Raw genomic sequence first — 23,516 nt, 5'->3', positions numbered from 1 at the left:
GATGAAAAAAATAATTGTTCCCGTTGATTTTTCAGTGTATTCTGAAAATGCCTTAAAAACTGCCGCTTGTTTAGCTAAAAAAAATAATGCGGAAATTGTTGTTGTTCATATGTTAGAGCTGTCGCATGCAATGATGAATCAATCGGCAAATTTTACGCAATTAGAATCGGTTTTTTTATTAGAATTGGCTAAAAAAAAGTTTACCGAATTTTTAGATAAAGATTATTTATCAGAAATTAAAGTAACACCTATTATTAAGCATTTTAAAATTTTTACAGAATTAGATGCCTTAGCAAAGCGTGAAAATGTAGATTTAATTGTTATAGGATCTAAAGGTACAAGTGGTATTGAGGAAATGTTTATTGGCTCAAATACCGAAAAGGTAATTAGATATGCAACTACGCCAGTTTTAGTAGTAAAAGACGCGCCAATTACTTCGAAATTACAAAAAGCGGTATTTGCTTGTAATTTTTCAGCCAATGATGTAACGTCATATTTAACGGCTAAAAATTTCTTTAAAAAACTAGATTGCGAACTAGAATTATTATATGTAAGCACGCCAACGATTAGTTTTAAAAGCAGTAAAGAAATTGAGCAAAATATGCTTGATTTTTTTGAAAAAGCAGGTGAAGATGTTGCCAATGTAAAAAATGTAAAAATTATTTCAGATTATACCGTAGAGAGTGGTGTATTATATTACGCGGGTAAAAGCAATGCCGATATTATAGCTGTGGCAACACATGGGCGTAAAGGAATTTCTCATTTCTTTGAAGGAAGTATTTCTGAAGATATCGCTAATCATAGTAAATTACCGATAATATCGTTTAAAATATAAGGTAGTTTAGTTATTTAATAATAAATGAATACCTAAAGCCTAGCCCCGATTGAAGCAATTGTTTGAGCTCCTTTTTTGATTTTTTCAAAAAAGAGCGAGTGCGGAAAGCGGGAAGTAGCTCCAAAAAAATATAGTAAAATTACCAAAAAATTAAAGTAAAAAAAGCTCGATATTTTATAATATCGAGCTTTTTGTTGTTGTAAGAAATATAAAATTACTCAGTTTCTTTATTTTTAATTTCGGTAATAAATTTTTGCAAACGTTTTCCGTAATCAGAACTTTTAACAGTTTTAGAAAGGCTGTTATTTATGGTGTCTAATAATACAACATTGGCATCAAATAATTCAGATAAAGCGATGTAAGGAGCAGCTTCGCTATTGGCGTTTGCAATGGCAAAATTAGTAGAAAATAAAAAACGACGCTTCATCATTTTTTTATAATCATTTTCTAATTGCTTTACTAAAGCAGTGTCTTTGGCGGCACGTGCATCAAAATCTTTTTTAATAAATCCTAAACGTAAATCTTTAAATTTTGTGTCAATTTTATTAAAATTGTCCATTACTTCTTGGTTTTTAGAGCCTTTTATTTCAGGTTTAAAGCCAAATTCGTCTAAGTTATCGTTAATGGTAATGTTTCCTTGTTCACCAAAAAACATAATATGTTTATTATCGGTGTTTCCATCAAAAGTTAAAAAATACATTACCGGCGAGCTTACATCGTCTGACAAAGTAAATTTATCGCTTCCTAATAAAGCAACAGAATCAACAGAAACCAATACGGTATCGTTCATTTTTTGAAGATATAACGTCCCTTTTTTTAATCCTTTAATTTGACCTTTAACAATCATATTTCCTTCTTTTTTAGAAGAACAAGCAAAAGCCAGTATAGAAAACGCTAAAACTGCGATGATTTTTTTCATAATAAGTATAATTTTTGAGTTGCAAATATGCTGAATTCTGTTATAAAGTAGCGGATAATTCCATTAAAATTGTGCAGATAATTGCACCAACAGTTCCAATTGCATATCCAAATACGGCTAATAATACGCCAACCGAGGCTAACGATGGGTGAAATGCTTGTGCTATAATTGGGGCAGAAGCGGCACCGCCAACATTGGCTTGGCTTCCTACGGCTAAAAAGAAATAGGGTGCTCTAATTAATTTTGCCACTAAAATTAGTAATCCTGCATGAATAGCCATCCAAACTACGCCAATGACAATTAATCCGAGGTTGTCAAAAATCATGGCTAAATCCATTTTCATTCCGATAGATGCAACTAATATATAGATAAAAATACTTCCTATTTTACTAGCGCCTGCGCCTTCGTAATTTTTGGCTTTTGTAAACGATAATCCAATAGCAATAATGGTTGAAACACTAATTAACCAAAAGAAGCTTGCCCCTAAAAATGAAAAGATATTCTGCCAAGCTTTTGATTGAATTCCTGCCACTAAATTACTACAAAAAACACTTAAATACCCTGCTGTAAAATGTGCAAAACCAACAGTACCAAAGGCAATGGCTAGCATAATCATAAAATCGGTTAAGCTTGGGTTTCTTTGCACGCCTTTTGTAAAGGTTGACATGGTTTCTTTTAGCTTTTCAATTGCTGAGGTATCGGCTTTTAACCAGTTGTTAATTTTATCTTTTTTACCAATTCCGATTAATAAAATAGCCATCCAGATATTAGAAACAACAATATCGACAAAGACCATTCCGCCATATTTTTGAGGATTGTATTGGTAAATTTCTAACATCGCTGTTTGGTTTGCACCTCCGCCAATCCAACTTCCTGCAAGGGTAGAAAGCCCACGCCAAACGGCATCAAAATCAGCACCTCCAACAGTTTCTGGCGAAAAGATAGAGATTAATAAAATAGCAATTGGTCCACCAATTATAATTCCTACAGTTCCTGTAAAAAACATGATTAAGGCTTTTGAACCTAAGTTAAAAATGGCTTTTAAATCGATACTGATGGTCATTAAAATTAAAGCAGCGGGCAATAAAAATCGACTTGCTACATAATATAATTGAGATTTTCCTTTTACAATTTCACCTGCGGAATTTAAGGTTTCCCATTCAGGGGAAATTACGCCAAAAGTGGTGAAAAGTGCGGGTATAAAATACGCCATAAATAATCCTGGAACTATTTTGTAAAATTTATGCCAAAAACCGCTAGTTTTTGATTCGGTATAAAATACAAAGCCTAAAGAAATCATTAAAATTCCGAAAACAATGGCATCGTTTGTAATAATTGGTGCTGTCATTAATATGTTAGTTTTTGGCTAAAGTATCAAAATTAATAGCATAAAAAAAGGGAATATTAAAAGTAGGTGTTTCGGTTTTAAATTGTTAGTGTTTATTTTAAAAACCTCTTAATTTATATTAAATTAAGAGGTTTTTGTTTTTATAATAGAAAGACAAACAAAATTACTGATCTTCCTTTTTAGGTTCACGTTTGGCTTGCTTGAGTGTTTGCATAAGCATCCATTCAATCTGTCCGTTTGTTGAACGAAATTCATCAGCAGCCCATTTTTCAATTGCCTTAATCATGTCTTCATTTATACGAAGTGCAAATGCTTTCTTTTTTGTCATTTTTTGCCATTGTTATTTTTTTGCAAAATAAATGATACTATTAAAAATAACGACTATTATTAGCGTAATAATTGCAATCATTTCATTTTTTTTTGATAGGTTTCTAAAATTCGTGTGGCATTCTGTTCTTTTTGAGTGCCGATAAGTAGTTTTTTTCCACTTTTTAAAACAAGTTGTATGCCAATACGACCTTTTACAGTGTATGAATTGTGCTTAATTCCCCAGCCTCCATAGTCTAATATTGGGTTAAATGTTACAACGCTAGCATATTTTAAAGCGCTCCAACTTATTTTTTTAGCCTTTAATTGTATCGGATAAAATTGATAATAAATACCTGTTTCATCTATTGTTGTTTTTAATTTCATACTGAAAAAAAAGAGTGTTAATAGTATAAAACCAACAGTCGATAGTATTAAAACTGAATTCGGCATTGGATTGTCTCCAAAAGGAATTTTTAAAATAAATTGTTGATAAATTCCATATAGGAAAAAACTATTCAACAAAATAAACAGTAAAATAACCCAAACTTGTGTGAATTTTTGTGCTTCTTTAAATACTTTCATCTTATTTAATGGCTTAAAGTTCCTGTGTTTACAATAGGCGAGGCTTCTTTATCGCCACATAAAATAACTAATAAATTACTAACCATTGCGGCTTTTCGTTCGTCGTCTAAATCGACAATTTGTTTTTTATTTAATTCATTCAAAGCCATTTCAACCATTTCTACGGCTCCTTGCACAATTTTATGACGTGCCGCAACAATAGCGGTTGCTTGCTGACGTTTCAACATAGCACTTGCAATTTCTTGGGCATAGGCTAAATAACCAATACGAGCTTCTAAAACCTGAATACCTGCAATAGACAAACGCTCCTCTATTTCTTTTTCTAAAGCTTGACTAACTTCATTAATACTAGAACGTAGGGTAATATCTTCTTTGTGTCCTTCATCGGCAAAATTGTCATACGGATACATACTTGCTAATTTACGCACGGCTGCATCGGTTTGTACACGGACAAAATTCTCGTAATTATCAACATCAAAAGCTGCTTTATAGGTTTCGGTAACCCGCCACACTAAAATCGTAGAAATCATTATAGGGTTTCCTAATTTATCATTTACTTTTAAACGTTCGCTATCAAAATTACTTGCTCGTAATGAAATGGTCTTCTTTTTGTATAAAGGGTTTGCCCAAAACAAGCCGTTTTGTTTTACCGTTCCTACATATTTACCAAAAAATAATAATACTTTAGAGGAATTTGGGTTTACCAAAATAAAGCCAAGCGAAAGTATAAAACCTGCTATTGAAATGACTATAAAACCGATATTCTCATTGATTACTGATGCTACAATTCCACTAATAACGAGCAGTAAAACGATTGCGAACATTAAATAACCGTTTACTGGATTGATAATTTTTTCTTTTTGCATTTTTTTTAATTTAAAGTGATATCAAAATGATATCGTAAAGATATGTTTAAATTTTTGTTAAAACCAAATGTCTGAGTAAATAAATGTATATTTTTGTAGAAATTTAAAGTAATTTTTATGAAACTTAAGGTATTAGTATTGTTTTGTGTTTTTTTAATAAGCACATCGGCTATCGCAAATAATGAAGATTTTTGGGGGCAAACAGGGCATAGGGCAACAGGAGAAATTGCGCAAAATAATTTAACGAAAAAAGCAAAACGTCAGATTGATAAATTATTACAAGGCGAAAGCTTGGCTTTTGTGTCAACGTATGCTGATGAAATAAAATCAGATAGAAAAAAATTTGGGAAATTTTACACTTGGCATTATATAAACATGCCGTTAGATGCAAAATATAGTGAGGTTGCTAAAAATCCAAAAGGTGATTTAATTACAGGAATTAAAGCCTGTGTTAAAATTTTAAAAGATAAAAATAGTAGTATTAAAGACAAGCGTTTTTATTTAAAAATGCTAGTGCATTTAATAGGTGATTTACACCAGCCATTACATATTGGGCAGAAAGAAAATAAAGGAGGAAATGCAATACAGGTACAATGGCATGGAAAAGGGTCAAACCTACATAGAGTTTGGGATGGCGATTTAATAAATATGTGGGATATGAGCTATTTAGAATTAGCCGATAATGCAAAGCGTTTATCAAAAGAACAAATTAAAGTACTTCAAAAAGGAACTGTTATCGACTGGATGCAAGACACGCATACATTAACGAAAAAAGTATATGGTTCTGTAAAAACTGGCGATAAACTAAGTTACCGTTATTCGTATGATTATTTTCCTGTAGTAAGAGAACAGTTACAAAAAGGAGGCTTACGTTTGGCAAAATTATTAAACGAAATTTTTTGTTAAAACATAGATAGGTAGAGACGTAATTTATTGCGTCTCTATTTTACATAACATTATTTATTGAATTCACTTTAAAATGATATTATTTTATTGATTTTCATATAATTAATCATTTAAAATAAAAATAGCTTAAAATTAAGCACTAAAGACTATCAATATGTTTTTAGTGTCAAAAATTGATGCCTCTTATTTTCCCTATCTTTGAAGGGTAAATTATAAAAAGATAACAGATGTTAGATTATGTAGTAATTGGAGGAGCACAAGCAGGATTATCAATGGCGTATCATTTAAAAAAGATAGGCAAAAAATTCATCGTTTTAGATGGTGAAAAAGAAATTGGGGCTTCTTGGTTAAACAGATGGGATTCTTTAAAATTATTTACACCAACAGAATATAATCATTTACCTGGTTTTAAATTTGATGCTCCAAAAGGACATTATCCAACAAAGGTTGAGGTGAGTGATTACTTTAAAAACTACGTGAAAAAATTTGATATCAATGTACAGTTAAATACCTTGGTAACCTCGGTTAAAAAAAATGAAAATGGTTTTTTGGTAGGCTATAAAGAGGGCGAAATTCAAACCAAAAATGTTATCGTAGCTACCGGTCCTTTTCATATTCCGTACACGCCACCTTGCCACACTAAAATTTCTGAAAGTGTTTTGCAAATGCACAGTAATTTTTATAAAAATGGTAGCCAACTACAAAACGGTGATGCGCTTGTTGTGGGTGGAGGCGATTCTGGTTATCAAATTTTAAATGAATTATCGAAAGATGGCTCTCGAACGGTTTATTTTTCAGGGAATACTAATGTAAAGTCGTTACCACAGCAATTTTTAGGAAAAACATTATGGTGGTGGTTTACCCTTATCGGTTTTTTAAGTTACAGCAAATATAGTTGGATTGGTAAAAAAATAAATTCGTCAATACAACCTGTTATTGGAACGGACGTAAAAGAGATTCTTTCTCGAGAAAATGTGATTGCTGTAGGACGTACAAATAGCGCGTCAAACACTGATATTACTTTTGAAAAACAAACGGTTTCTAGCATTAAAAATATTGTTTGGGCAACAGGATATCGCCCAAATTTTAGTTGGATTGAAAGCTTAGAGTTAGACAAAGACGGGTATCCAAAAAATTACAGAGGCGTAAGTACGATTGAAGGTTTATATTTTATCGGTTTACCTTGGATGTTTACCCGTGGATCGGCAACCTTAGGAGGGGTGGCAAATGATGCGAGCTACCTAGCAGATATCATCAAAAACAAATAAATTTTTATATAAAATATTTTAAATTCAATACTTTTAAACAGATGCAACAAACTACAAATACCATATTAATGGTGCGTCCTGCTAGTTTTAGAATGAACGAGCAAACGGCTGTAAATAATTATTATCAGCAAGAATTAGCCAATATGTTACCTGCTACAATTAACGCAAAAGCACAGCAAGAATTTGATGCTTTTGTTGTAAAATTAAAAGCAGTAGGGGTTGATGTTATTGTAGTAGAAGATACTAAAGAAACAGATACTCCTGATGCCTTATTTCCTAATAACTGGATTTCTTTTCATGAAAATGGCGATGTGGCTATCTACCCAATGTTTGCCGAAAATAGGCGTTTAGAAAAGCGAGAAGATGTATTGACTATTTTAGAAGAACAGGGTTTTAAAATAAATAGTATTGTTGATTATTCTGAAGCCGAAGAACAGGATGTTTTTTTAGAAGGTACAGGAAGCATGATTTTAGATCGTGTGAATAGAAAAGCATATTGCGCTTTATCGCCAAGAGCTGATGAAGAGTTGTTTATTGAATTTTGTGAAGATTTTGAATATACACCCGTAATTTTTACCGCAAATCAAACCGTAAATGGAGAAGTGGCTGCAATTTATCATACCAATGTAATGATGTGTGTTGCCGAAACATTTGCGATTGTTTGTTTAGCTTCAATTGATGATAAGAAAGAAAAAAAATCGGTTGTTAAGCATTTAAAAACAAGCGGAAAACAGGTAATTGCAATTACAGAAGAGCAGGTAGTACAGTTTGCAGGAAACATGTTACAGGTAAAAGGTGCAAATGATGAGCGATTTTTAATAATGAGTTCATCGGCATATAATTCATTAACAGCAAACCAACTTCAGGAAATAAATAAACATACAACGATAATACACAGTTCGTTAGAGGTTATTGAAACCTGTGGCGGTGGAAGTGCTCGTTGTATGATGGCAGAGGTGTTTTTAAAAAAATAAATATTCTGCATACTAAAACCTTAAAAGTTTAGTTTAGCTGTCATATTAAATAGATTAAGTAATGAAAAAAGTAATGAAAAAAGTTTCAGTTTTAGCAGCTGTTTCAGTTTTAGCAACAGCATGTGTTTCAAAGAAAAAATATGTTCAATTAGAACAGCAATACAAAGCAACACAAGGAACGCTTCAAAAAACAACCCTAGAAAAAGAAGCTTTAACGGCTAAATTTGCAAAAATTGAAAATAGAGTTGCTATTTATAATACCAAAATAAATTCATTAAGAGGCATTAATTCAGGGTTAAGAAAACAGAATGACATAAAATTAGATATGGTGGAAGGTGCTGTAATATCTAATGATATGAAAATTAAGATGCGTAAAACCTTAGAAAATGTTGATGCTACTGAATTAGCAAATGCTAAAACGCTAAAAGATTCTATGAATTTAGCGGTTTCTTATCAGCTGAAAAAATCTATAAATGTTTCTGAATTAGAAAATTCTGATGATATTAATGTAAATATTGATAAAACAGTAGTAATGATTTCTATTTCAGATAAAATGTTGTTTAAAACAGCAAGTTATAATGTAAATAGAAATGCGTATAAAACGCTTAAAAAATTGGCAGATATCATTAAATCGGAACCAAGTATGGATGTGATGATTGAAGGACACACCGATTCAAGAGGTATTCATAACGAAGTAATTAAAGATAACTGGGATTTAAGTGTAAAAAGAGCTACGTCAATTGTACGTATTTTAGAAAATAAATATAAGGTTAACGCTAGCAGATTAATTGCATCAGGAAGAGGTTCATCTTTGCCTTTGGTTGATAATAAAACAAGCGCTAACAGAGCAAGAAACAGAAGAACAAAAATAATTATTTTACCAAACTTAAATAAGTTTTTTGGTTTAATGGCTTCAGAAGAAGTAATTCAGCCATAATAGAAACTAAAATTGAATAAAAAACCAGCCTTTGATGTAAAATTAAAGACTGGTTTTTTTGTTGTTAATTTCTTTTCTGAAAGATGTATTGCTGATAAATATAGTTAGGTTAACTATATTTACTTTTTAGTACAAATGCCTAGCCCCGATTGAGGCATTTGTTTGAGCTCTTTTTTGATTTTTTTCAAAAAAAGCGAGTGCGGAAAGCGGGAAATTGCTTCAAATAATTTTTAGTAATACACAAAAAAAAACAGCCTTCATATTAAAAAAATGTGAAGGCTGTTCTAAGAGCCTGTTTAAATTTCATCTAAAAAAGTTTTGTAACATCAAAATAAGAAATCGCATCCGTCAACGGGAGTTTATTTCAGGTTCGCATCCTGATTTGCCGTATTTTTTAGCTTTTTTTGATGATTCTTGTCAATTCGAGTGATTTTAATGACTAAAAGGAATTAAAATTGTATCGAGAATTTGAGTTCTTTTATGTTGATGAATTTTATACAAAAAAGTTCTCGATACAATTTTTTGAAGGAAAAAAATCACTCGAACTGACAGTTTATTTAATTTTTAAACAGGCTCTAAGTGTTTTAAAAACAAATATTAGATGCTTTTTACAAAGTCTAAAAATACTTTTTTATGCAATTCTAAATCCATATTTGCCGAAAGTGAGGCGCGTACAATATAATCTTTGTCGCCTTCTTTAGTGGTTCCTTGGGTTGAGGTTGCAGGAATGGTCCAGTAGCATCCTTTTAATTGTCCGTAACTTACACAAAATTTACTTTCGGTAGGTATTTGGGTAATCATTAGGTTGATTAATTTTAAATTTAAGGCTCTTTTATAAGTCTCTTTTTCGGCATCAGAATTTCCTTTTGTCGGTAAATCTAAAGAGAAAACAGAGGGCGTAAAGCCTTGAGAAGCTAATTCTTCGGATACAAAATTTATTTTTGCGCCTGGTAAATTATCGGTAATAAAAGTTACAAATTCACGGGTGTTTTTATACGCATCTATAATTCGTTGGTTCATAGAGGGTAATTGTTTTGCTAATATTTCATATTGAAAATCAGTCGCTTCGTTATCGGTAACGTTTAAATGAATGGCTATTTTATCCATTAAGGTTTCCGATTTTTTGTTTCCAACACAATAACCTGCGGTACATTTTCCGCCACTAGGGAATTTTGAACCACTAGCAAATGAAATAGTACGAACGCTTGATAATATGGCGTTTTCTCCTAAAAAGTGAACGTTCGGACAAAAAGTTTGATCTAAAATAAAAACAGGGTCAACAGCGATTGTTCCTGAATTTGTAGTACGTTTTTTAGTTAAAACAGCTCTTAAATCATCTAAATTAGGAACTTCAACTCTTGGGTTGGTAGGGATTTCAGCAATGATAAAAGGAACAGCGTCTTCTAGGGCTATTTCTGCCAATACAGCATCGATACTCTTTACCATATCGTTACCGCCATCGACTAATAAATCAACAATTTCTACATTTTCAAGACAAGCGGCAACACGTCTTGCTTGGTCGTTTGTACCTCCGTAACAATTTGGTGGAACGACAATTTTAATAGTTTTTCCGCTATTGTTTTGCTGTGCATGGTCAACTAATCCCATTAAAATAGCATATTGAATAGACAGTCCGCTAGAGGCAACTAATGGTTTTGTGGTGCTTTGGGTAATTTGTTGGATGCTTTTTAAAACCGAAGCCTTATCTTCTAATAAAGTGCTTTTAGGAATATCCGAAGAAATTGAACTTGTTTTATTTACTGTTTTAGCTACAAATGATTGTAAAACAGCTAGTGAATCGGCAGGAGTCATCGCAATACTTTCTCTACGTCTTACGTGTTGAATTGCAGAAATATATTCTTGATTTTCTTTTTTATTTACTGCTAAAACACTTCCTAATTTTGTGTTTATATTGATGAAAAAATCAATGTTTGGGTTGCTATTTATATTGAAATTACAAATTTCTTTTTCTTCGGATATTAAAATAGTACTACCATCGAAATTAGAAATTTTATCAGCAATTTTTTTTAGTTCAAATTTATAGCCATAAACATTTTGTAAAACATCGGCATTAAAAGCGCTTGGCAATTTATCGGAATAAATAATTTGGGTGTTTTTATTTTGCTGTAAATTACTTCTAAGAATAGCTAAAATAGGCATTGTAGTAGAAGAAAAACTGATGATATTTTCAGAATTTAAATCATTCATTTTTGAAATAACCCATTCTAAAACACAGGATAACGGATGTCCAAGGCGAATATAATCGTAAGCGGTAGGCAATTCACTTAATGCTGATAATTGACTGTTATTGTTATTAAATAAGCTTTCGAACTGATTTGTAAATTGAACTTTCGCTAATTTTTCATCATAAATATCTAGTCGATGTGTGGTTAAATTCAGCCAATCAGTAGGCATATTTTTTAATACTTCTTTACTATAATCTAGTATGTTATTGTTTTGCATAATTTTCAACTTTATATAAGCTGTAAATATACAGTAAGTAAGCGTATTTTTAAGTAGCTATAAATGCTTTGTTTACTTTAATAATATATTTTTTGATTGATAATTTTTACCGTTTTTTTAGCTTCCATTTTTTTAATAGTTCGAATGGTTGATTCAATGCTTAAACCAAGCAAGCCTGCAATGTTTTTTCTGGTAAAATCTATTTTTAAATTAAAGGGTAAACTATGTTGGTGAACATCATTTTTTAAATAGTTCAATAATGTTAAAATTGCTTCTTCGGCAGAGTTTGAGCTAATGCCATTTGCTATGGTTGCCTTAAAATAAAGTCTTTTAGAAATCATTTTTGTAAAGGTATAGTGCACTTCATTATTATTAAGTAATAAGGTTTCAAAGGCCTCTTTTTTTAAAAGATAAACACTTAGTGAGTTTAACGCAATCGCATTTGCAGGATATTTTGTATCTATTAATAAAGGAGGTTCGCCAAAGCTTCTGTTTTTACCAAAAATACCCTGAATAAATTCATTCCCGCTTTGGTTGTAATAATTCATTTTTACCCCGCCATTTATAATTTGATAGTAATATTTAGGACTGCTTCCTTTTTCAAAAAGATAGTCTCCTTTTGAGAATTCAACAATTTTAGCACCATATTGAATTAATAAATTTTCTTTTATCATATGATTTAAGTCATAGGTTATTATAAATGTAGTAAAGTAGTTTTGCCGCTCAACAAAGTTAAGGAAATGAATACGATAATAAACTACCTGCTTTCAATAGCGTGTTTTGCCTGTATTTACCTGTTTCATAGGTTTTTATTTAACGCTAGTCAGGCTATTTACATAATTGCTGCTTTTGGGGCTTCAGCAGTTTTAGTTTTTTCAAACAATAGCATTAAACACTCGCCACTAAAAATTTTTTTAAGTTCGGTATTAGCGGCTTTTATAGGGGTGTTTTTAAACGGCTTTGATTTGGCTTTAATTATTAAAGTAATACTGGCGATAAGCTCTTGTATTTTAATAATGAACCTTATTAATACGAGTTATCCACCTGCTGGGGCTATAACACTTATTCCAATATTATCTAATTCAGAAATAGAAAGTTTGGGGTATTGGTATATTTTATATCCAACAACAACAGGCTTGTTAATTATTTATTCATTTTCAATACTAAGAGATATATTAAAGACACATTTAAATACACTTAATTATGGCAAGTAAAAAAACAATTGAAATTGTAAAATCGACAGTACCTGTTTTAGAAGTACATGGAGAGGCTATTACTAAAGTTTTTTATAGGTTATTGTTTGAAAATCATCCGGAGTTAAAAGATATTTTTAACATGACTAATCAGAAAAAAGGAAATCAACAAATAGCCCTGGCAAGTGCTTTTTTTAAATACGCACAACATATTGATAAATTAGAAATGCTAGGCGGCATGGTAAATACTATCGCGCAAAAGCATGTAAGTTTATCAATACCTAAAGAAGCATATCCTATTGTTGGTGAAAATTTATTAGCAGCTATTAAAGAGGTTTTAGGCGATGCTGCAACGCCAGAAATAATAGACGCTTGGGCAGAGGCTTATGGCGATTTAGCGGCTATTTTTGTTGGTAAAGAAGAAGCTATTTATACAGATAAAGAAAACAGTATCGGTGGTTTTAGAGGTATGAAAGAATTTATAGTTGTTGATAAAATAGCAGAAAATGATCTAATTACTTCATTTTATTTAAAACGAAAAGATGGTGCTCCTATGCCTAATTTTATGGCAGGTCAATACGTTTCTATAAGTTTAGAGATACCAAATACCGATCATAAGCATACTCGAAATTATAGTATGTCAGATTCAAATGATAAAGATTACTTAAGAATTAGTGTTAAAAAAGAAGCGGGTAATCCTGACGGAATTGTGTCAAATTATTTGCATTCAGCTGTTATTATTGGTAGTACTTTAAATATAGGGATGCCTTCTGGTGAATTTGTTTTAAAGCAGGCTGATAATCGTCCGTTGGTTTTACTAGGCGCAGGAATAGGAATTACCCCTATACTAAGTATGTTTAAAGAGGCTATTAAAAATAAACATCAAGAAGTTATAATTATTCAATGTGCTTTGAATAGTAATACTCATGCTTTTAAAAATGAAATTCAGGCGTTGTTAGGGGCTAATTCAAAATTGGTATCAGTTTATAACGCAGCTTTAAAGAGTGATGTTTTAGGTGATAATTATGATTATCAAGGCTATTTAACAAAAGAGATATTAAATGATTTAGGAATTTCAAATACTAGCGATTTCTATTTCTGTGGTCCAACAGCTTTTATGGCAAATACTTTAGCTATTTTAAAGGATTTAAATGTATCGGAAGAACAGGTAAATTACGAGTTTTTTGGTCCTAAAGAAGAACTTGTTTTGACACATTAAAAATATTGTAATACTGTAGATAATTGTTCTTTTAGTTTGTATTGGCTAAAAGAACAATTTTTTCTATTTGAAGCTAAAAATATAGTTAACTTAAATTTTAAAAATAATTCCGATAAAATCCGTAAATTCGCAGACCAGAAAAGCTAGAAGATGTTAGATAAAATTAGAATTATAAAGCAACGTTATGACGAAATTTCGGATTTAATTATCCAGCCAGAAGTTATAATGGATCAAAAACGTTACGTTAAGTTAAGTAAAGAATATAAAGATTTAGGTAAGGTTGTTAAAAAAGGACAAGAATATCAAAGTTTAACGGACTCTATTGAAGAAGCTAAAGAAATTATAGCTGACGGAAGCGATGCCGAAATGACGGAAATGGCTAAAATGGAAATGGACGAGGCTAAAAAGCGTATTCCTGTTTTAGAGGATGAAATTAAGTTTTTATTAATTCCGAAAGATCCTGAAGATTCTAAAAATGCCGTTGTTGAGCTTAGAGCAGGTGCTGGAGGTGATGAAGCGAGTATTTTTGCTGGTGAATTGTTTAGAATGTACACCAAATATTGTGAAGGTAGAGGCTGGAAAGTATCTACAGTAGATTATTCGGAAGGAACAAACGGAGGTTTTAAAGAAATTCAGTTTGAGGTTTCTGGTGATGATGTGTATGGAACTTTAAAGTTTGAGGCAGGTGTACACCGTGTACAACGTGTACCACAAACCGAAACGCAAGGTCGTGTGCATACATCGGCAGCTACGTGTATGGTTTTCCCAGAAGCGGAAGAGTTTGATGTAGTTATTAATCCCAAGGAAGTACGTATTGACTTTTTCTGTTCGTCAGGTCCTGGAGGTCAGTCGGTAAATACGACGTATTCAGCGGTTCGTTTAACACATATTCCTACTGGTTTAGTAGCGCAATGTCAGGATCAGAAATCGCAACATAAGAATAAAGAGAAAGCTTTTAAAGTATTGCGTTCTCGTTTATACGACATGGAGTTAGCAAAGAAAAATGCTGAAGATGCCTTAAAACGTGGAACAATGGTTACTTCTGGTGATAGATCGGCAAAAATTAGAACCTATAATTTCCCGCAAGGACGTATGACCGATCATAGAATTGGTTTAACGTTATACGATTTATCAAATATTATGAATGGCGATATTCAGAAAATTATCGACGAATTAATGCTTGCCGAAAATACATCAAAATTAAAAGAATTAGGAGAAACTATTTAATAAAATAGTACTTACTATTATATATAAAAAAACACGTAATCAACTTGATTACGTGTTTTTTTGTTAAAATAGTATCGATACTATTTTCGAAAAATTAACACTAACTAATAGTTATTTACCGAATTATAGTGCTTCAAAAGAATCTTCATCTTCTAAATAATTTTCTATAGTTTGTTCTAACATTGTACTTATTTTCACAAGATATAAAGTGTCGTTAGTTTTTACTTCTACAGCTTTTACAGTTTCTCCTTTATTATTTTTAAAGGAAATAATATCCGTATAATCATAACCTTCAGGATATTTTTCAATTAATAAATCTAAAATATCAGTTGTTAGTTTTTTGTATTCTACAATTACTCGTTTCATATTTACATTTCTAAAAGGTATGCGAAAATTAATGGAGCAACAATAGTAGCATCACTTTCAATAATAAATTTAGGTGTATCAATATCTAATTTTCCCCAAGTTATTTTTTCATTTGGTACCGCTCCAGAGTATGAACCGTAACTTGTTGTTGAATCTGAAATTTGACAGAAATAACTCCAAAAAGGTGTGTCTTCTCTTTCCATATCTTGATATAACATTGGAACAACACAAATAGGGAAATCACCAGCAATACCACCACCTATTTGAAAAAATCCGATACCATTATCAGAATTATCAGTATACCAATCAGCTAAAAAAGTCATGTATTCGATACCTGATTTCATCGTACTAGCCTTTAATTCGCCCTTCATCACGTAAGAAGCAAAAATATTTCCCATCGTAGAATCTTCCCATCCAGGAACAACAATTGGTAAGTTTTTTTCGGCAGCAGCATACATCCATGAATCTTTTAAATCGATTTCATAATACTCTTCTAATACGCCTGAAAGTAATAATTTATACATGTATTCATGTGGAAAATAACGTTCATCATTATCTTCAGCATCTTTCCATATTTTGAATATATGTTTTTGTAATCTTCTAAAAGCTTCATCTTCAGGAATACACGTATCTGTAACTCTGTTTAAACCTTTTAACAATAAATCCCATTCATCTTGTGGGGTTAAATCACGATAATTAGGAATGCGTTTGTAGTGAGAATGTGCTACTAAATTCATCACATCTTCCTCTAGGTTTGCACCTGTACATGAAATAATATGTACTTTTTCTTGGCGAATCATCTCTGCAAATATTTTACCTAATTCGGCAGTACTCATTGCTCCAGCTAAGGAAACTAACATTTTAGATCCTTCAGCTAATTGTGTTTCATACCCTTTGGCAGCATCGACTAAAGAGGCTGCGTTAAAGTGTAAAAAGTATTTTTCTATAAAATTTGTAATTGGTTTTTCCATTTTTATATAAATTTTTCAATAATAACTTGTATAATTTCAAAAAGGATTAAAATAATAATAATCCACTCTAGCATACTGCTGTATTTATGTTGTAGTATGTCGTTAAAAAGATCTAAGTTTTCTTTAATGATGTTTAAACTATTTTGTGTTCCTTGATATCTTTTTACAATATCTAATTCATCTTTTAATTTATAATCTAATGTTGATAAATCTTTATTACTCCAAGCTAAATCCGAAGTATCAAAAACATATAGATTCTCGGTAATATTGTTTTTTAAATTCATGGTACTACCTATGAATTTTCTCATGTTTGTTTTGGTCAATTTAAAACTACCTGTACGTTCTAATTGCTTAGAATATATTAATGTTTTATCATGTAAATCAGATGTTTTATTTACATAATTCATCAATGCCACAGATTGCGCTAAATTCAGCATTATAATATGTGCCACATCTTCATTTAATTCTTTTATTTGGATGCTTCCAAAATCAACTTCTATTTCATTATTAAAAATTATTTTATAATCTTCAGAAGGTAGTTCTGTAACTTTTTTACTTCCTTTAGATAAAATATCAATGTTTTTTTTAATTAAAATAGCATCACAATTTATAAAAACAACACTTCCGTAATCTTTGATATATAAATAAGAGTCAGCGTTTATTTTGTACAATAAAAAGGAATGTTCTCTTTTAATTAGCATATAATCTGTTAGCAGATTACGAATTTCATTTAGTTGAATTTTTTCTTCTAAATGATATGCGATGGCTTGTAAATCCATTTAAAACTCTTCGTCTAATTTATTTTTAAATTTAGGTACAGTATGTTGTTTATTTTTTTTGATATTAAAATTAGTAGTATCTTCTTCTGTATTTGAAGAAAATTTATAACTCAACATTTTATAGTACAATTTAGCGGCTAAAAAATCAGATGATTTATCAATCGTATTAGGGCATAATTCTACGATATCAAAACCAACAACATTTTTCTCTGTAAATACTTTTTTCAAGAATTCTAGTGTTTCATAATAAAACAATCCTCCAGGTTCAGGTGTTCCTGTACTTGGCATTATTGATGGGTCTATGGCATCTAAATCAAAAGTAATAAACACGTTATTTGTTAATTGATCGATAACATCTTCCATCCAATATTCATTGACAGCCATATCATGAGCAAAAAAAGTTTTATCCATGTTCATAGCTGTTTTTTCTGAAGCATCCATACTTCTGATGCCCACTTGTACTAAATTGGTATTTTGACTAGCTTCGTAAACAGCACAAGCATGATTGTATGATGAGCCTTGATATTCTTTACGTAAATCAGCATGTGCATCAATATGTAATACTGTTAAGTTGTTGTAACATTCATTAAAAGCTCTAATTGTTCCAATAGAAATTGAGTGTTCTCCACCAAAAAGAGTTACAAATTTATTTTTATTGATGTACTTTTTAGTTGTTTGGTGAACCGCTTCTACCATTTTTTCTGGTGATGCGTTTTCAAGTACAGCATCGGCTAAATAAATTCCTTCTTTATAAACTTCGCTATCAGTTTCGATGTCGTATAATTCCATATTTTCAGAAGCTTTTAAAAATGCTTCTGGTCCTTTATCGGCACCTTTTTGCCAAGTACTTGTACCGTCGTAAGGCACAGGAATTAAAACGATGTTTGCTGTTTCTAATTTTGCGTAGTTTTCAGGAATCCCTGCGTATGTTGTTTTATTTTTCATATCCTAAAATAGCAAGTAATGCTTCACTTTTTTGTTGTTCTTTAAATAATTTAGTTATTATATTTCCGTTGATATCTTTTGAAATTAACACGTGTTTTGGATGTGGAATTAAGCAATGTTGTAATCCGCCAAAACCACCAATAGTTTCTTGATAAGCACCTGTGTTAAAAAAACCGATATATAATGGATTTTCTTTTTCATAAGTAGGTAGATAAATACCGTTTACATGTTGTTCTGAATTGTAATAATCATCACTATCACAGGTTAATCCTCCTAATAAAACACGTTCGTATTTATGATCCCATTTATTTAAAGGAAGCATAATAAAGCGTTTGTTAATAGCCCATGAGTCTGGTAATGTTGTTATGAAAGAAGAGTTAATCATATTCCATTTTTCACGATCGTTTTGTTTTTTCTGATACAATATTTCATACACAGCACCTCCAGCTTCTCCTACGGTAAAGCTTCCGAATTCGGTAAAAATATTAGGAACATCCACTCCAGCTTCTTTACAAGTAAGGTTTATCTGATTTATGATTTCATCAACCATATATTCATAATCATACTCAAATGCTAATGAATTTTTAATAGGAAAACCTCCACCTATATTTAAACTATCTAATGTTGGGCATACTTTTTTTAAAGCTGTATAAACGTTTAAACATTTTAATAATTCGTTCCAATAATAAGCATTGTCTTTTATACCTGTATTGATAAAAAAATGAAGCATTTTTAATTCTACCTGTGGATTGTTGGCAATTTCACGTTGATAAAATGATACAATATTTTTATAACCAATTCCTAAACGACTGGTGTAAAATTCGAACTTTGGTTCTTCTTCCGAAGCAATACGAATTCCTACTTTAAAGTTGTTTTTAGTTTCTTTTAAAAGTAAACTTAGTTCTTCATAATTATCAATAATAGGCACACAGTTTTTGTGTCCTGAATCAATTAAATCAGCAATATTTGTAACATATTGATCTCTTTTAAAACCATTACATAACACAAAAGCATCGTTGCTTAACTTGCCTTCTTTCTTTAGATTTTTAACAATATCGATATCAAAAGCCGATGAGGTTTCTATATGGATATCATTTTTAAGAGCTTCTTCCAATACATATTTAAAGTGCGAACTTTTAGTACAATAACTGTAATTATAAGTTCCTTTATATTGGTGTTTTTCCATTGCTTTATGAAACCAATTTTTAGCTTTATGTATATTTTCTGATATTTTTGGCAAATAAGTAAATTTTAATGGCGAACCATATTGCTTTACTAAAGCCATCATATCAATATTATGAAAAAATAAGTTATCATTTTTAGTATGAAATTCTTCTTGCGGAAAATCAAAAGTTTGTTCGATTAAATCTTTATATCTGGTATTCATTATCTTTGGTTTGGCTGTGTTTTAAGCACAGCAGGATTTGTTCAAAAAATAGTAACAACAAAATGCTGTAACTTTTTCAAATTAATAAAATTTTAAAAAACAAATAATACGGCTATCTTATAGCGAATTTGTTAGACCAAAAAGAAAATGAATAGTTAGAGTCTTAACGCAAGACAATCACCAGACTGATTATGAAAATTCAGTGGTAATGAATAATTGTACGAAGAGGAAGAAACCTTAATTTTTCCGTTGTGTTTCCAAAACACAAAATAACCTTTTATCTCCCAACAAAAGTTATTTTCGAAATAAGTAAAACGTTGCATTGAACCTATCTAATAAGATGTGGTAAATGTAAACTTTTTTTTAATATGACAAACTTTTTTTTATTTTTTTTGATAAAAATAATGCTATCTTTTTTTTGAACTGTTATTTGTGTTTAAAAATTTGATTAGTACGTTTTTAGTTTGGGTTTATTTTACGGATTAGTATCGTTTAAATAATTTACTGTTGCTATATTAAAGATATTATTTATTCAATTTAAGTGCTTTTTAATGATGAAAAGAGCTGGATAATAGTATCAAAAATTTTTTAATATTTCTGAAAATCATTTTGTAGCTTGCCAATACAATTGAGTATTTTTTTCAAATTTAAAAAACAATGAATTTAATTCCTATTAATACTATTTTCAAAAATACTACTAGTAGTTATAAATATTACTGGTGGTTATCTATTATAGAAATATCTTTTTTAGAGGATAAAGAAAACATTTCTTATAATGAGATTATATTTAAAATTATCAGTAAAATTTGGTATCCAGTTAATTATTTTAAACTTTCATTTGGAAAAAAAGACCGATGTGCTTTTTTTATAAAAGAAATTCAAAGGGAATATAATTTAGAAGATAATCTAAGTGAAAGAGATTTATATCAATTTTTGATTGAAAATAAGGATAGTAAATTTTTAACTAAAATTACTTCAGAATTAACAAGATATGTTCCTTTTCGATTTATTAGAGCTTGGTATGCTGAACAAACAAGAGGTTTAAAAGATGGAATTATTAATTCTAAAATTGTAGAATTACAAGATAATAAAGCACCTTACACAATAAATATTGAGCTCAAAGAAATTAAGATAAACAAAGATTGGACTTTTTGGATTAGAACTAATTATAATTTAATAAAATCATATACTTATTTTGAGTTAATAAAATATTTAGAGAGCGAAAATCCTCAAACATCAAATTTATCTAAAAAAATAGATAAACCAACTTTAAGAAAACTTTCTACGCCAACAACATATTGGAAGAAATATATTGCAGAAAACCCAAATAAACTAGATATTTTTGAAAATAAACCATTAATTTCAATGAAAGAAGTTAGCATAGACCATTTTCTTCCTTGGAGTTTTTTTACACATGATTTAATTTGGAATCTTCATCCTGTAAGTAAAAATATAAATTCTTCAAAAAACAATTATCTTCCAAAAGAAAAATATTTAAAACCTTTTTGTTTTTTACAATATGATTTTTGTGAATTTTTATTAAATGAAAAAGCTAATAAAGTTTTAGAAAATTATTACTTATTGTTTAAGTGTTCTAATGATGAGTTAAAAAATATATCAAAAGAAGAGTTTTCAAAAAAAATCAATAATTATTACCTTCCTCAATATGAAATAGCCAAAAATATGGGATTTAACTGTAATTGGTTTTTGAAATAGTTTTTTTTGACACCTAAAAATAAAAACCCTGTAAACACGGGGTTTACAGGGTGTAATTGTGGAGACGCCGGGAATCGAACCCGGGTCCAAACAAGCAGTTCAAATGCTTTCTACATACATATTTCTTTCTTAATTTTCGACTAGTAACTGATTAAGAACAATCTGTTAAAAGCTTATCTTCTTTAGTTTCAAAAACCTGCCGAAGCTTCAGGTTTTCTATATTTACTTTTACGATATCCAAAAGTGAAGCGCCGTAAATCAAGGCTATTCGTGGACATAAAGCTTGCACACCTTGTGTGCCTAGGCCAATCCTACTGTGATTCGGATTAAGCAGCTAAAGCGTAGTTATTCTCGCCGTTTAAAAAGTTGAAATTAAGTTTAACGAGTTTCTATTCACTGCTCGGCATGCTTACATTATCGCTGGTCTCGCTGTCAAAACCAGTCGTCCCCAAAATGATAAAATTTTAAAAAATAGTATCAAATATTATTAATATATTTGAATACAGAATGCAAAGGTAATAAAATACTACTTGTAAAATACATTTAAATCAAGTATTTTCGCTTAAATTGTTATATTTTTAACAATTGTAGATTATTTGTTTAATTTTATACAAAATACATACATGAAATTCGGAATCATTAAAGAACGTAAAAATCCACCAGATAGAAGAGTGGTATTTTCTCCTGAAAAATTACAAGAATTTAAAGCGCAATTTCCAACTGCAGAAATAGTAGTTGAAAGTTCAGATATTCGTGTTTTTAGCGATCAAGCTTATAAAGATGCAGGCTTAGAGGTTGTAACCGATATGTCTGATTGTGATGTATTATTAGGGGTAAAAGAAGTTCCTTTAGAGGCTTTAATTCCGAATAAAAAATATTTTTTCTTTTCACATACCATTAAAAAGCAACCTTACAACCGTGCGTTATTACAAGGGATGTTAGCTAAAAACATTGAAATGTACGACCATGAAACCATCATTAAAGAAAATGGTGCTCGATTAATTGGTTTTGGTCGTTATGCAGGTTTAGTAGGTGCATATAACGGATTTAGAGCTTTGGGTTTACGTGAAAAATTATTCACTTTACCAAAAGTAGAAACTCTTACTGATTTAGATGCTGTAAAAGCCGAATTAGACAAAATTACGTTGCCAAACATTAAAATTTTAGTAACAGGAACAGGAAAAGTAGCGCAAGGAGCAAAAGAAATTCTAGATTATTTAAAAATAGCACAAATTAGTGATGCTTTATATTTAACGGCAGATTTTACCGAGCCTGTATATTGCGTGTCGGATGTGATGGAATATAACAAGCGCATTGACGGTAAAGTAGGTGAGAAGTTTGCTTTTTATAAAGATCCGAGCGGTTATCAAAGTAATTTTATGCCCTATGCGAAAGTGACTGATTTCTTTATCGCAGGTCATTTTTATGGCGATGGAGCACCGTATTTATTTACTAGAGAAGATGCAAAAAATGCTGATTTTAAAATTAAATATGTCGCTGATATTTCTTGTGATGTTGATGGCCCGGTAGCAACAACGCTTCGTTCGTCAACAATTGCTGATCCTATTTATGGCTATGATGCTCAAACCGAAAAAGAGGTTGATTTTACCACTGAAAAAGCAATAACTGTAATGGCTGTTGATAATTTACCTTGTGAATTACCAAAAGATGCCAGTGAAGGATTTGGTGAAATGTTTTTAGAAAACGTAATTCCAGCTTTTTTCAATGACGATAAAGACGGTGTTTTAAAACGCGCTAAAATGACCACAAAAAACGGAGAATTAGCCGAGCGTTACGCGTATTTACAGGCCTATGTAAACGGCGAAGAATAATAAATATGTTAGCAGACAAGCAATTTTTAATTGATACGGCTCAAATGCGAATGCCTTTTGGAAAATACAAAGGTTATTATTTAGATGATTTACCTGAACATTATATTGTTTGGTATAAAAACAAAGGCTTTCCTGCGGGGAAACTAGGTAAAATGATGGGCTTGGTTTATGAAATACAATTAAATGGTTTGGAAGATATTTTACGAAAAATCAGAAATTAATTTTAGAGCCTGTTTAAATTTCATCTAAAAAAGTTTTATAACAGAAAAATAAAAAAAACACTCGAACTGACAGTTATTTTGATAATTCTTGTCAATTCGAGTGATTTTAATGACTAAAAGGAATTAAAATAGTATCGAGAATTTGAATTGTTTTCTTTTGATACTAAAAAAGTTCTCGATACATTTTTTTGAAGGAAAAAAACACTCGAACTGACAGTTATTTTGATGATTCTTGTCAATTCGAGTGATTTTA

General features: G+C 30.6%; 23 protein-coding genes and 1 other RNA gene. 11 read left to right on the top strand and 13 right to left on the bottom strand.

Going from position 1 to position 23,516, the window contains the following annotated elements:
• The first annotated feature begins 1 nt into the window (after position 1).
• Positions 2-835, top strand: a complete 834-nt coding sequence (locus DPIF8902391_RS05185) for a universal stress protein (RefSeq protein WP_058885570.1) — start codon at positions 2-4, stop codon at positions 833-835.
• A 214-nt stretch (positions 836-1,049) separates the two neighbouring features.
• Here DPIF8902391_RS05185 and DPIF8902391_RS05180 read toward each other — a convergent pair whose 3' ends face one another.
• The 5 genes from DPIF8902391_RS05180 to DPIF8902391_RS05160 all read right to left on the bottom strand — a co-directional run bounded on the left by DPIF8902391_RS05180 (position 1,050) and on the right by DPIF8902391_RS05160 (position 4,859).
• Entirely contained in the window at positions 1,050-1,754 is a 705-nt protein-coding gene (locus tag DPIF8902391_RS05180; RefSeq protein ID WP_058885569.1) for a DUF4369 domain-containing protein, read from the bottom strand.
• 40 nt (positions 1,755-1,794) lie between these two features.
• Positions 1,795-3,102: a DUF819 family protein gene (locus DPIF8902391_RS05175; RefSeq protein ID WP_172505229.1), complete on the bottom strand. Its 1,308-nt coding sequence runs from the start codon at positions 3,100-3,102 to the stop codon at positions 1,795-1,797.
• Between the two features lie 163 nt (positions 3,103-3,265).
• The gene (locus DPIF8902391_RS05170) at positions 3,266-3,430 is read right to left on the bottom strand and encodes an Arc family DNA binding domain-containing protein (protein ID WP_172505228.1); all 165 of its coding nucleotides are present in this window, start codon (positions 3,428-3,430) and stop codon (positions 3,266-3,268) included.
• 77 nt (positions 3,431-3,507) lie between these two features.
• On the bottom strand, positions 3,508-3,993 hold the full coding sequence (locus DPIF8902391_RS12500) for a hypothetical protein (protein ID WP_058885567.1): 486 nt from the start codon (positions 3,991-3,993) through the stop codon (positions 3,508-3,510).
• A gap of 5 nt (positions 3,994-3,998) precedes the next feature.
• Positions 3,999-4,859: an SPFH domain-containing protein gene (locus tag DPIF8902391_RS05160; protein ID WP_058885566.1), complete on the bottom strand. Its 861-nt coding sequence runs from the start codon at positions 4,857-4,859 to the stop codon at positions 3,999-4,001.
• 117 nt (positions 4,860-4,976) lie between these two features.
• Here DPIF8902391_RS05160 and DPIF8902391_RS05155 point away from each other — a divergent pair, with 117 nt between their 5' ends.
• The 4 genes from DPIF8902391_RS05155 (at position 4,977) to DPIF8902391_RS05140 (ending at position 8,944) form a co-directional block, all read left to right on the top strand.
• Positions 4,977-5,765 carry a S1/P1 nuclease gene (locus DPIF8902391_RS05155; RefSeq protein ID WP_172505227.1) on the top strand — a complete coding sequence of 263 codons (789 nt, stop codon included), beginning with the start codon at positions 4,977-4,979 and terminating at the stop codon, positions 5,763-5,765.
• Positions 5,766-5,992: 227 nt separating this feature from the next.
• The gene (locus DPIF8902391_RS05150; RefSeq protein ID WP_058885564.1) at positions 5,993-7,033 is read left to right on the top strand and encodes a flavin-containing monooxygenase; all 1,041 of its coding nucleotides are present in this window, start codon (positions 5,993-5,995) and stop codon (positions 7,031-7,033) included.
• A 41-nt stretch (positions 7,034-7,074) separates the two neighbouring features.
• Positions 7,075-8,007 carry a citrulline utilization hydrolase CtlX gene (gene ctlX, locus DPIF8902391_RS05145; RefSeq protein ID WP_172505226.1) on the top strand — a complete coding sequence of 311 codons (933 nt, stop codon included), beginning with the start codon at positions 7,075-7,077 and terminating at the stop codon, positions 8,005-8,007.
• 73 nt (positions 8,008-8,080) lie between these two features.
• Positions 8,081-8,944 carry an OmpA/MotB family protein gene (locus DPIF8902391_RS05140; RefSeq protein WP_172505225.1) on the top strand — a complete coding sequence of 288 codons (864 nt, stop codon included), beginning with the start codon at positions 8,081-8,083 and terminating at the stop codon, positions 8,942-8,944.
• 597 nt (positions 8,945-9,541) lie between these two features.
• On the opposite strand, the gene DPIF8902391_RS05135 is transcribed toward DPIF8902391_RS05140, so the two are convergent.
• Both DPIF8902391_RS05135 and DPIF8902391_RS05130 read right to left on the bottom strand, forming a co-directional pair.
• On the bottom strand, positions 9,542-11,407 hold the full coding sequence (locus DPIF8902391_RS05135) for a PLP-dependent transferase (protein WP_172505224.1): 1,866 nt from the start codon (positions 11,405-11,407) through the stop codon (positions 9,542-9,544).
• Between the two features lie 77 nt (positions 11,408-11,484).
• Entirely contained in the window at positions 11,485-12,081 is a 597-nt protein-coding gene (locus DPIF8902391_RS05130) for a Crp/Fnr family transcriptional regulator (protein WP_172505223.1), read from the bottom strand.
• 66 nt (positions 12,082-12,147) lie between these two features.
• Here DPIF8902391_RS05130 and DPIF8902391_RS05125 point away from each other — a divergent pair, with 66 nt between their 5' ends.
• From DPIF8902391_RS05125 to prfA, 3 genes are all read left to right on the top strand, one after another.
• On the top strand, positions 12,148-12,621 hold the full coding sequence (locus DPIF8902391_RS05125; protein WP_101915437.1) for an HPP family protein: 474 nt from the start codon (positions 12,148-12,150) through the stop codon (positions 12,619-12,621).
• Complete coding sequence (hmpA, locus tag DPIF8902391_RS05120) at positions 12,611-13,819, top strand: NO-inducible flavohemoprotein (RefSeq protein ID WP_172505222.1); 1,209 nt, start codon at positions 12,611-12,613, stop codon at positions 13,817-13,819. Before DPIF8902391_RS05125 ends, hmpA begins: the two co-directional genes overlap by 11 nt.
• Before the next feature lie 150 nt (positions 13,820-13,969).
• The gene (gene prfA / locus DPIF8902391_RS05115) at positions 13,970-15,046 is read left to right on the top strand and encodes a peptide chain release factor 1 (RefSeq protein WP_172505221.1); all 1,077 of its coding nucleotides are present in this window, start codon (positions 13,970-13,972) and stop codon (positions 15,044-15,046) included.
• A 123-nt stretch (positions 15,047-15,169) separates the two neighbouring features.
• On the opposite strand, the gene DPIF8902391_RS05110 is transcribed toward prfA, so the two are convergent.
• From DPIF8902391_RS05110 to DPIF8902391_RS05090, 5 genes are read right to left on the bottom strand one after another with little or no spacing between them, the layout of a single operon-like run.
• Entirely contained in the window at positions 15,170-15,412 is a 243-nt protein-coding gene (locus DPIF8902391_RS05110; protein WP_172505220.1) for a hypothetical protein, read from the bottom strand.
• A 2-nt stretch (positions 15,413-15,414) separates the two neighbouring features.
• Positions 15,415-16,383, bottom strand: a complete 969-nt coding sequence (locus tag DPIF8902391_RS05105; RefSeq protein WP_172505219.1) for a deoxyhypusine synthase family protein — start codon at positions 16,381-16,383, stop codon at positions 15,415-15,417.
• Between the two features lie 2 nt (positions 16,384-16,385).
• On the bottom strand, positions 16,386-17,162 hold the full coding sequence (locus DPIF8902391_RS05100; protein ID WP_101916432.1) for an RMD1 family protein: 777 nt from the start codon (positions 17,160-17,162) through the stop codon (positions 16,386-16,388).
• On the bottom strand, positions 17,163-18,107 hold the full coding sequence (speB, locus tag DPIF8902391_RS05095) for an agmatinase (protein ID WP_172505218.1): 945 nt from the start codon (positions 18,105-18,107) through the stop codon (positions 17,163-17,165).
• Positions 18,097-19,494 (bottom strand): type III PLP-dependent enzyme domain-containing protein, encoded by a 1,398-nt coding sequence (locus DPIF8902391_RS05090; protein WP_172505217.1) that lies wholly within the window; start codon positions 19,492-19,494, stop codon positions 18,097-18,099. The genes speB and DPIF8902391_RS05090 overlap by 11 nt, the downstream gene beginning before the upstream one ends.
• A gap of 657 nt (positions 19,495-20,151) precedes the next feature.
• Between DPIF8902391_RS05090 and DPIF8902391_RS05085 the strand changes: the two genes are divergently transcribed.
• A complete protein-coding gene (locus tag DPIF8902391_RS05085; RefSeq protein ID WP_172505216.1) occupies positions 20,152-21,210 on the top strand; it encodes an HNH endonuclease domain-containing protein in 1,059 nt (352 codons plus the stop codon).
• 56 nt (positions 21,211-21,266) lie between these two features.
• On the opposite strand, the gene ssrA is transcribed toward DPIF8902391_RS05085, so the two are convergent.
• Positions 21,267-21,660: a transfer-messenger RNA gene (gene ssrA, locus DPIF8902391_RS05080) on the bottom strand.
• A 173-nt stretch (positions 21,661-21,833) separates the two neighbouring features.
• Here ssrA and DPIF8902391_RS05075 point away from each other — a divergent pair.
• Entirely contained in the window at positions 21,834-23,042 is a 1,209-nt protein-coding gene (locus DPIF8902391_RS05075; RefSeq protein WP_172505215.1) for an NAD(P)-dependent oxidoreductase, read from the top strand.
• A 5-nt stretch (positions 23,043-23,047) separates the two neighbouring features.
• Positions 23,048-23,263, top strand: a complete 216-nt coding sequence (locus tag DPIF8902391_RS05070; protein WP_058885550.1) for a DUF3820 family protein — start codon at positions 23,048-23,050, stop codon at positions 23,261-23,263.
• Positions 23,264-23,516: the final 253 nt, after the last annotated feature.

The sequence above is a fragment of the Tenacibaculum finnmarkense genomovar ulcerans genome, from assembly GCF_900239495.1.
GTDB classification, from domain to species: domain Bacteria; phylum Bacteroidota; class Bacteroidia; order Flavobacteriales; family Flavobacteriaceae; genus Polaribacter; species Polaribacter ulcerans.
This window is presented reverse-complemented; position numbering and strand designations above follow the sequence as displayed.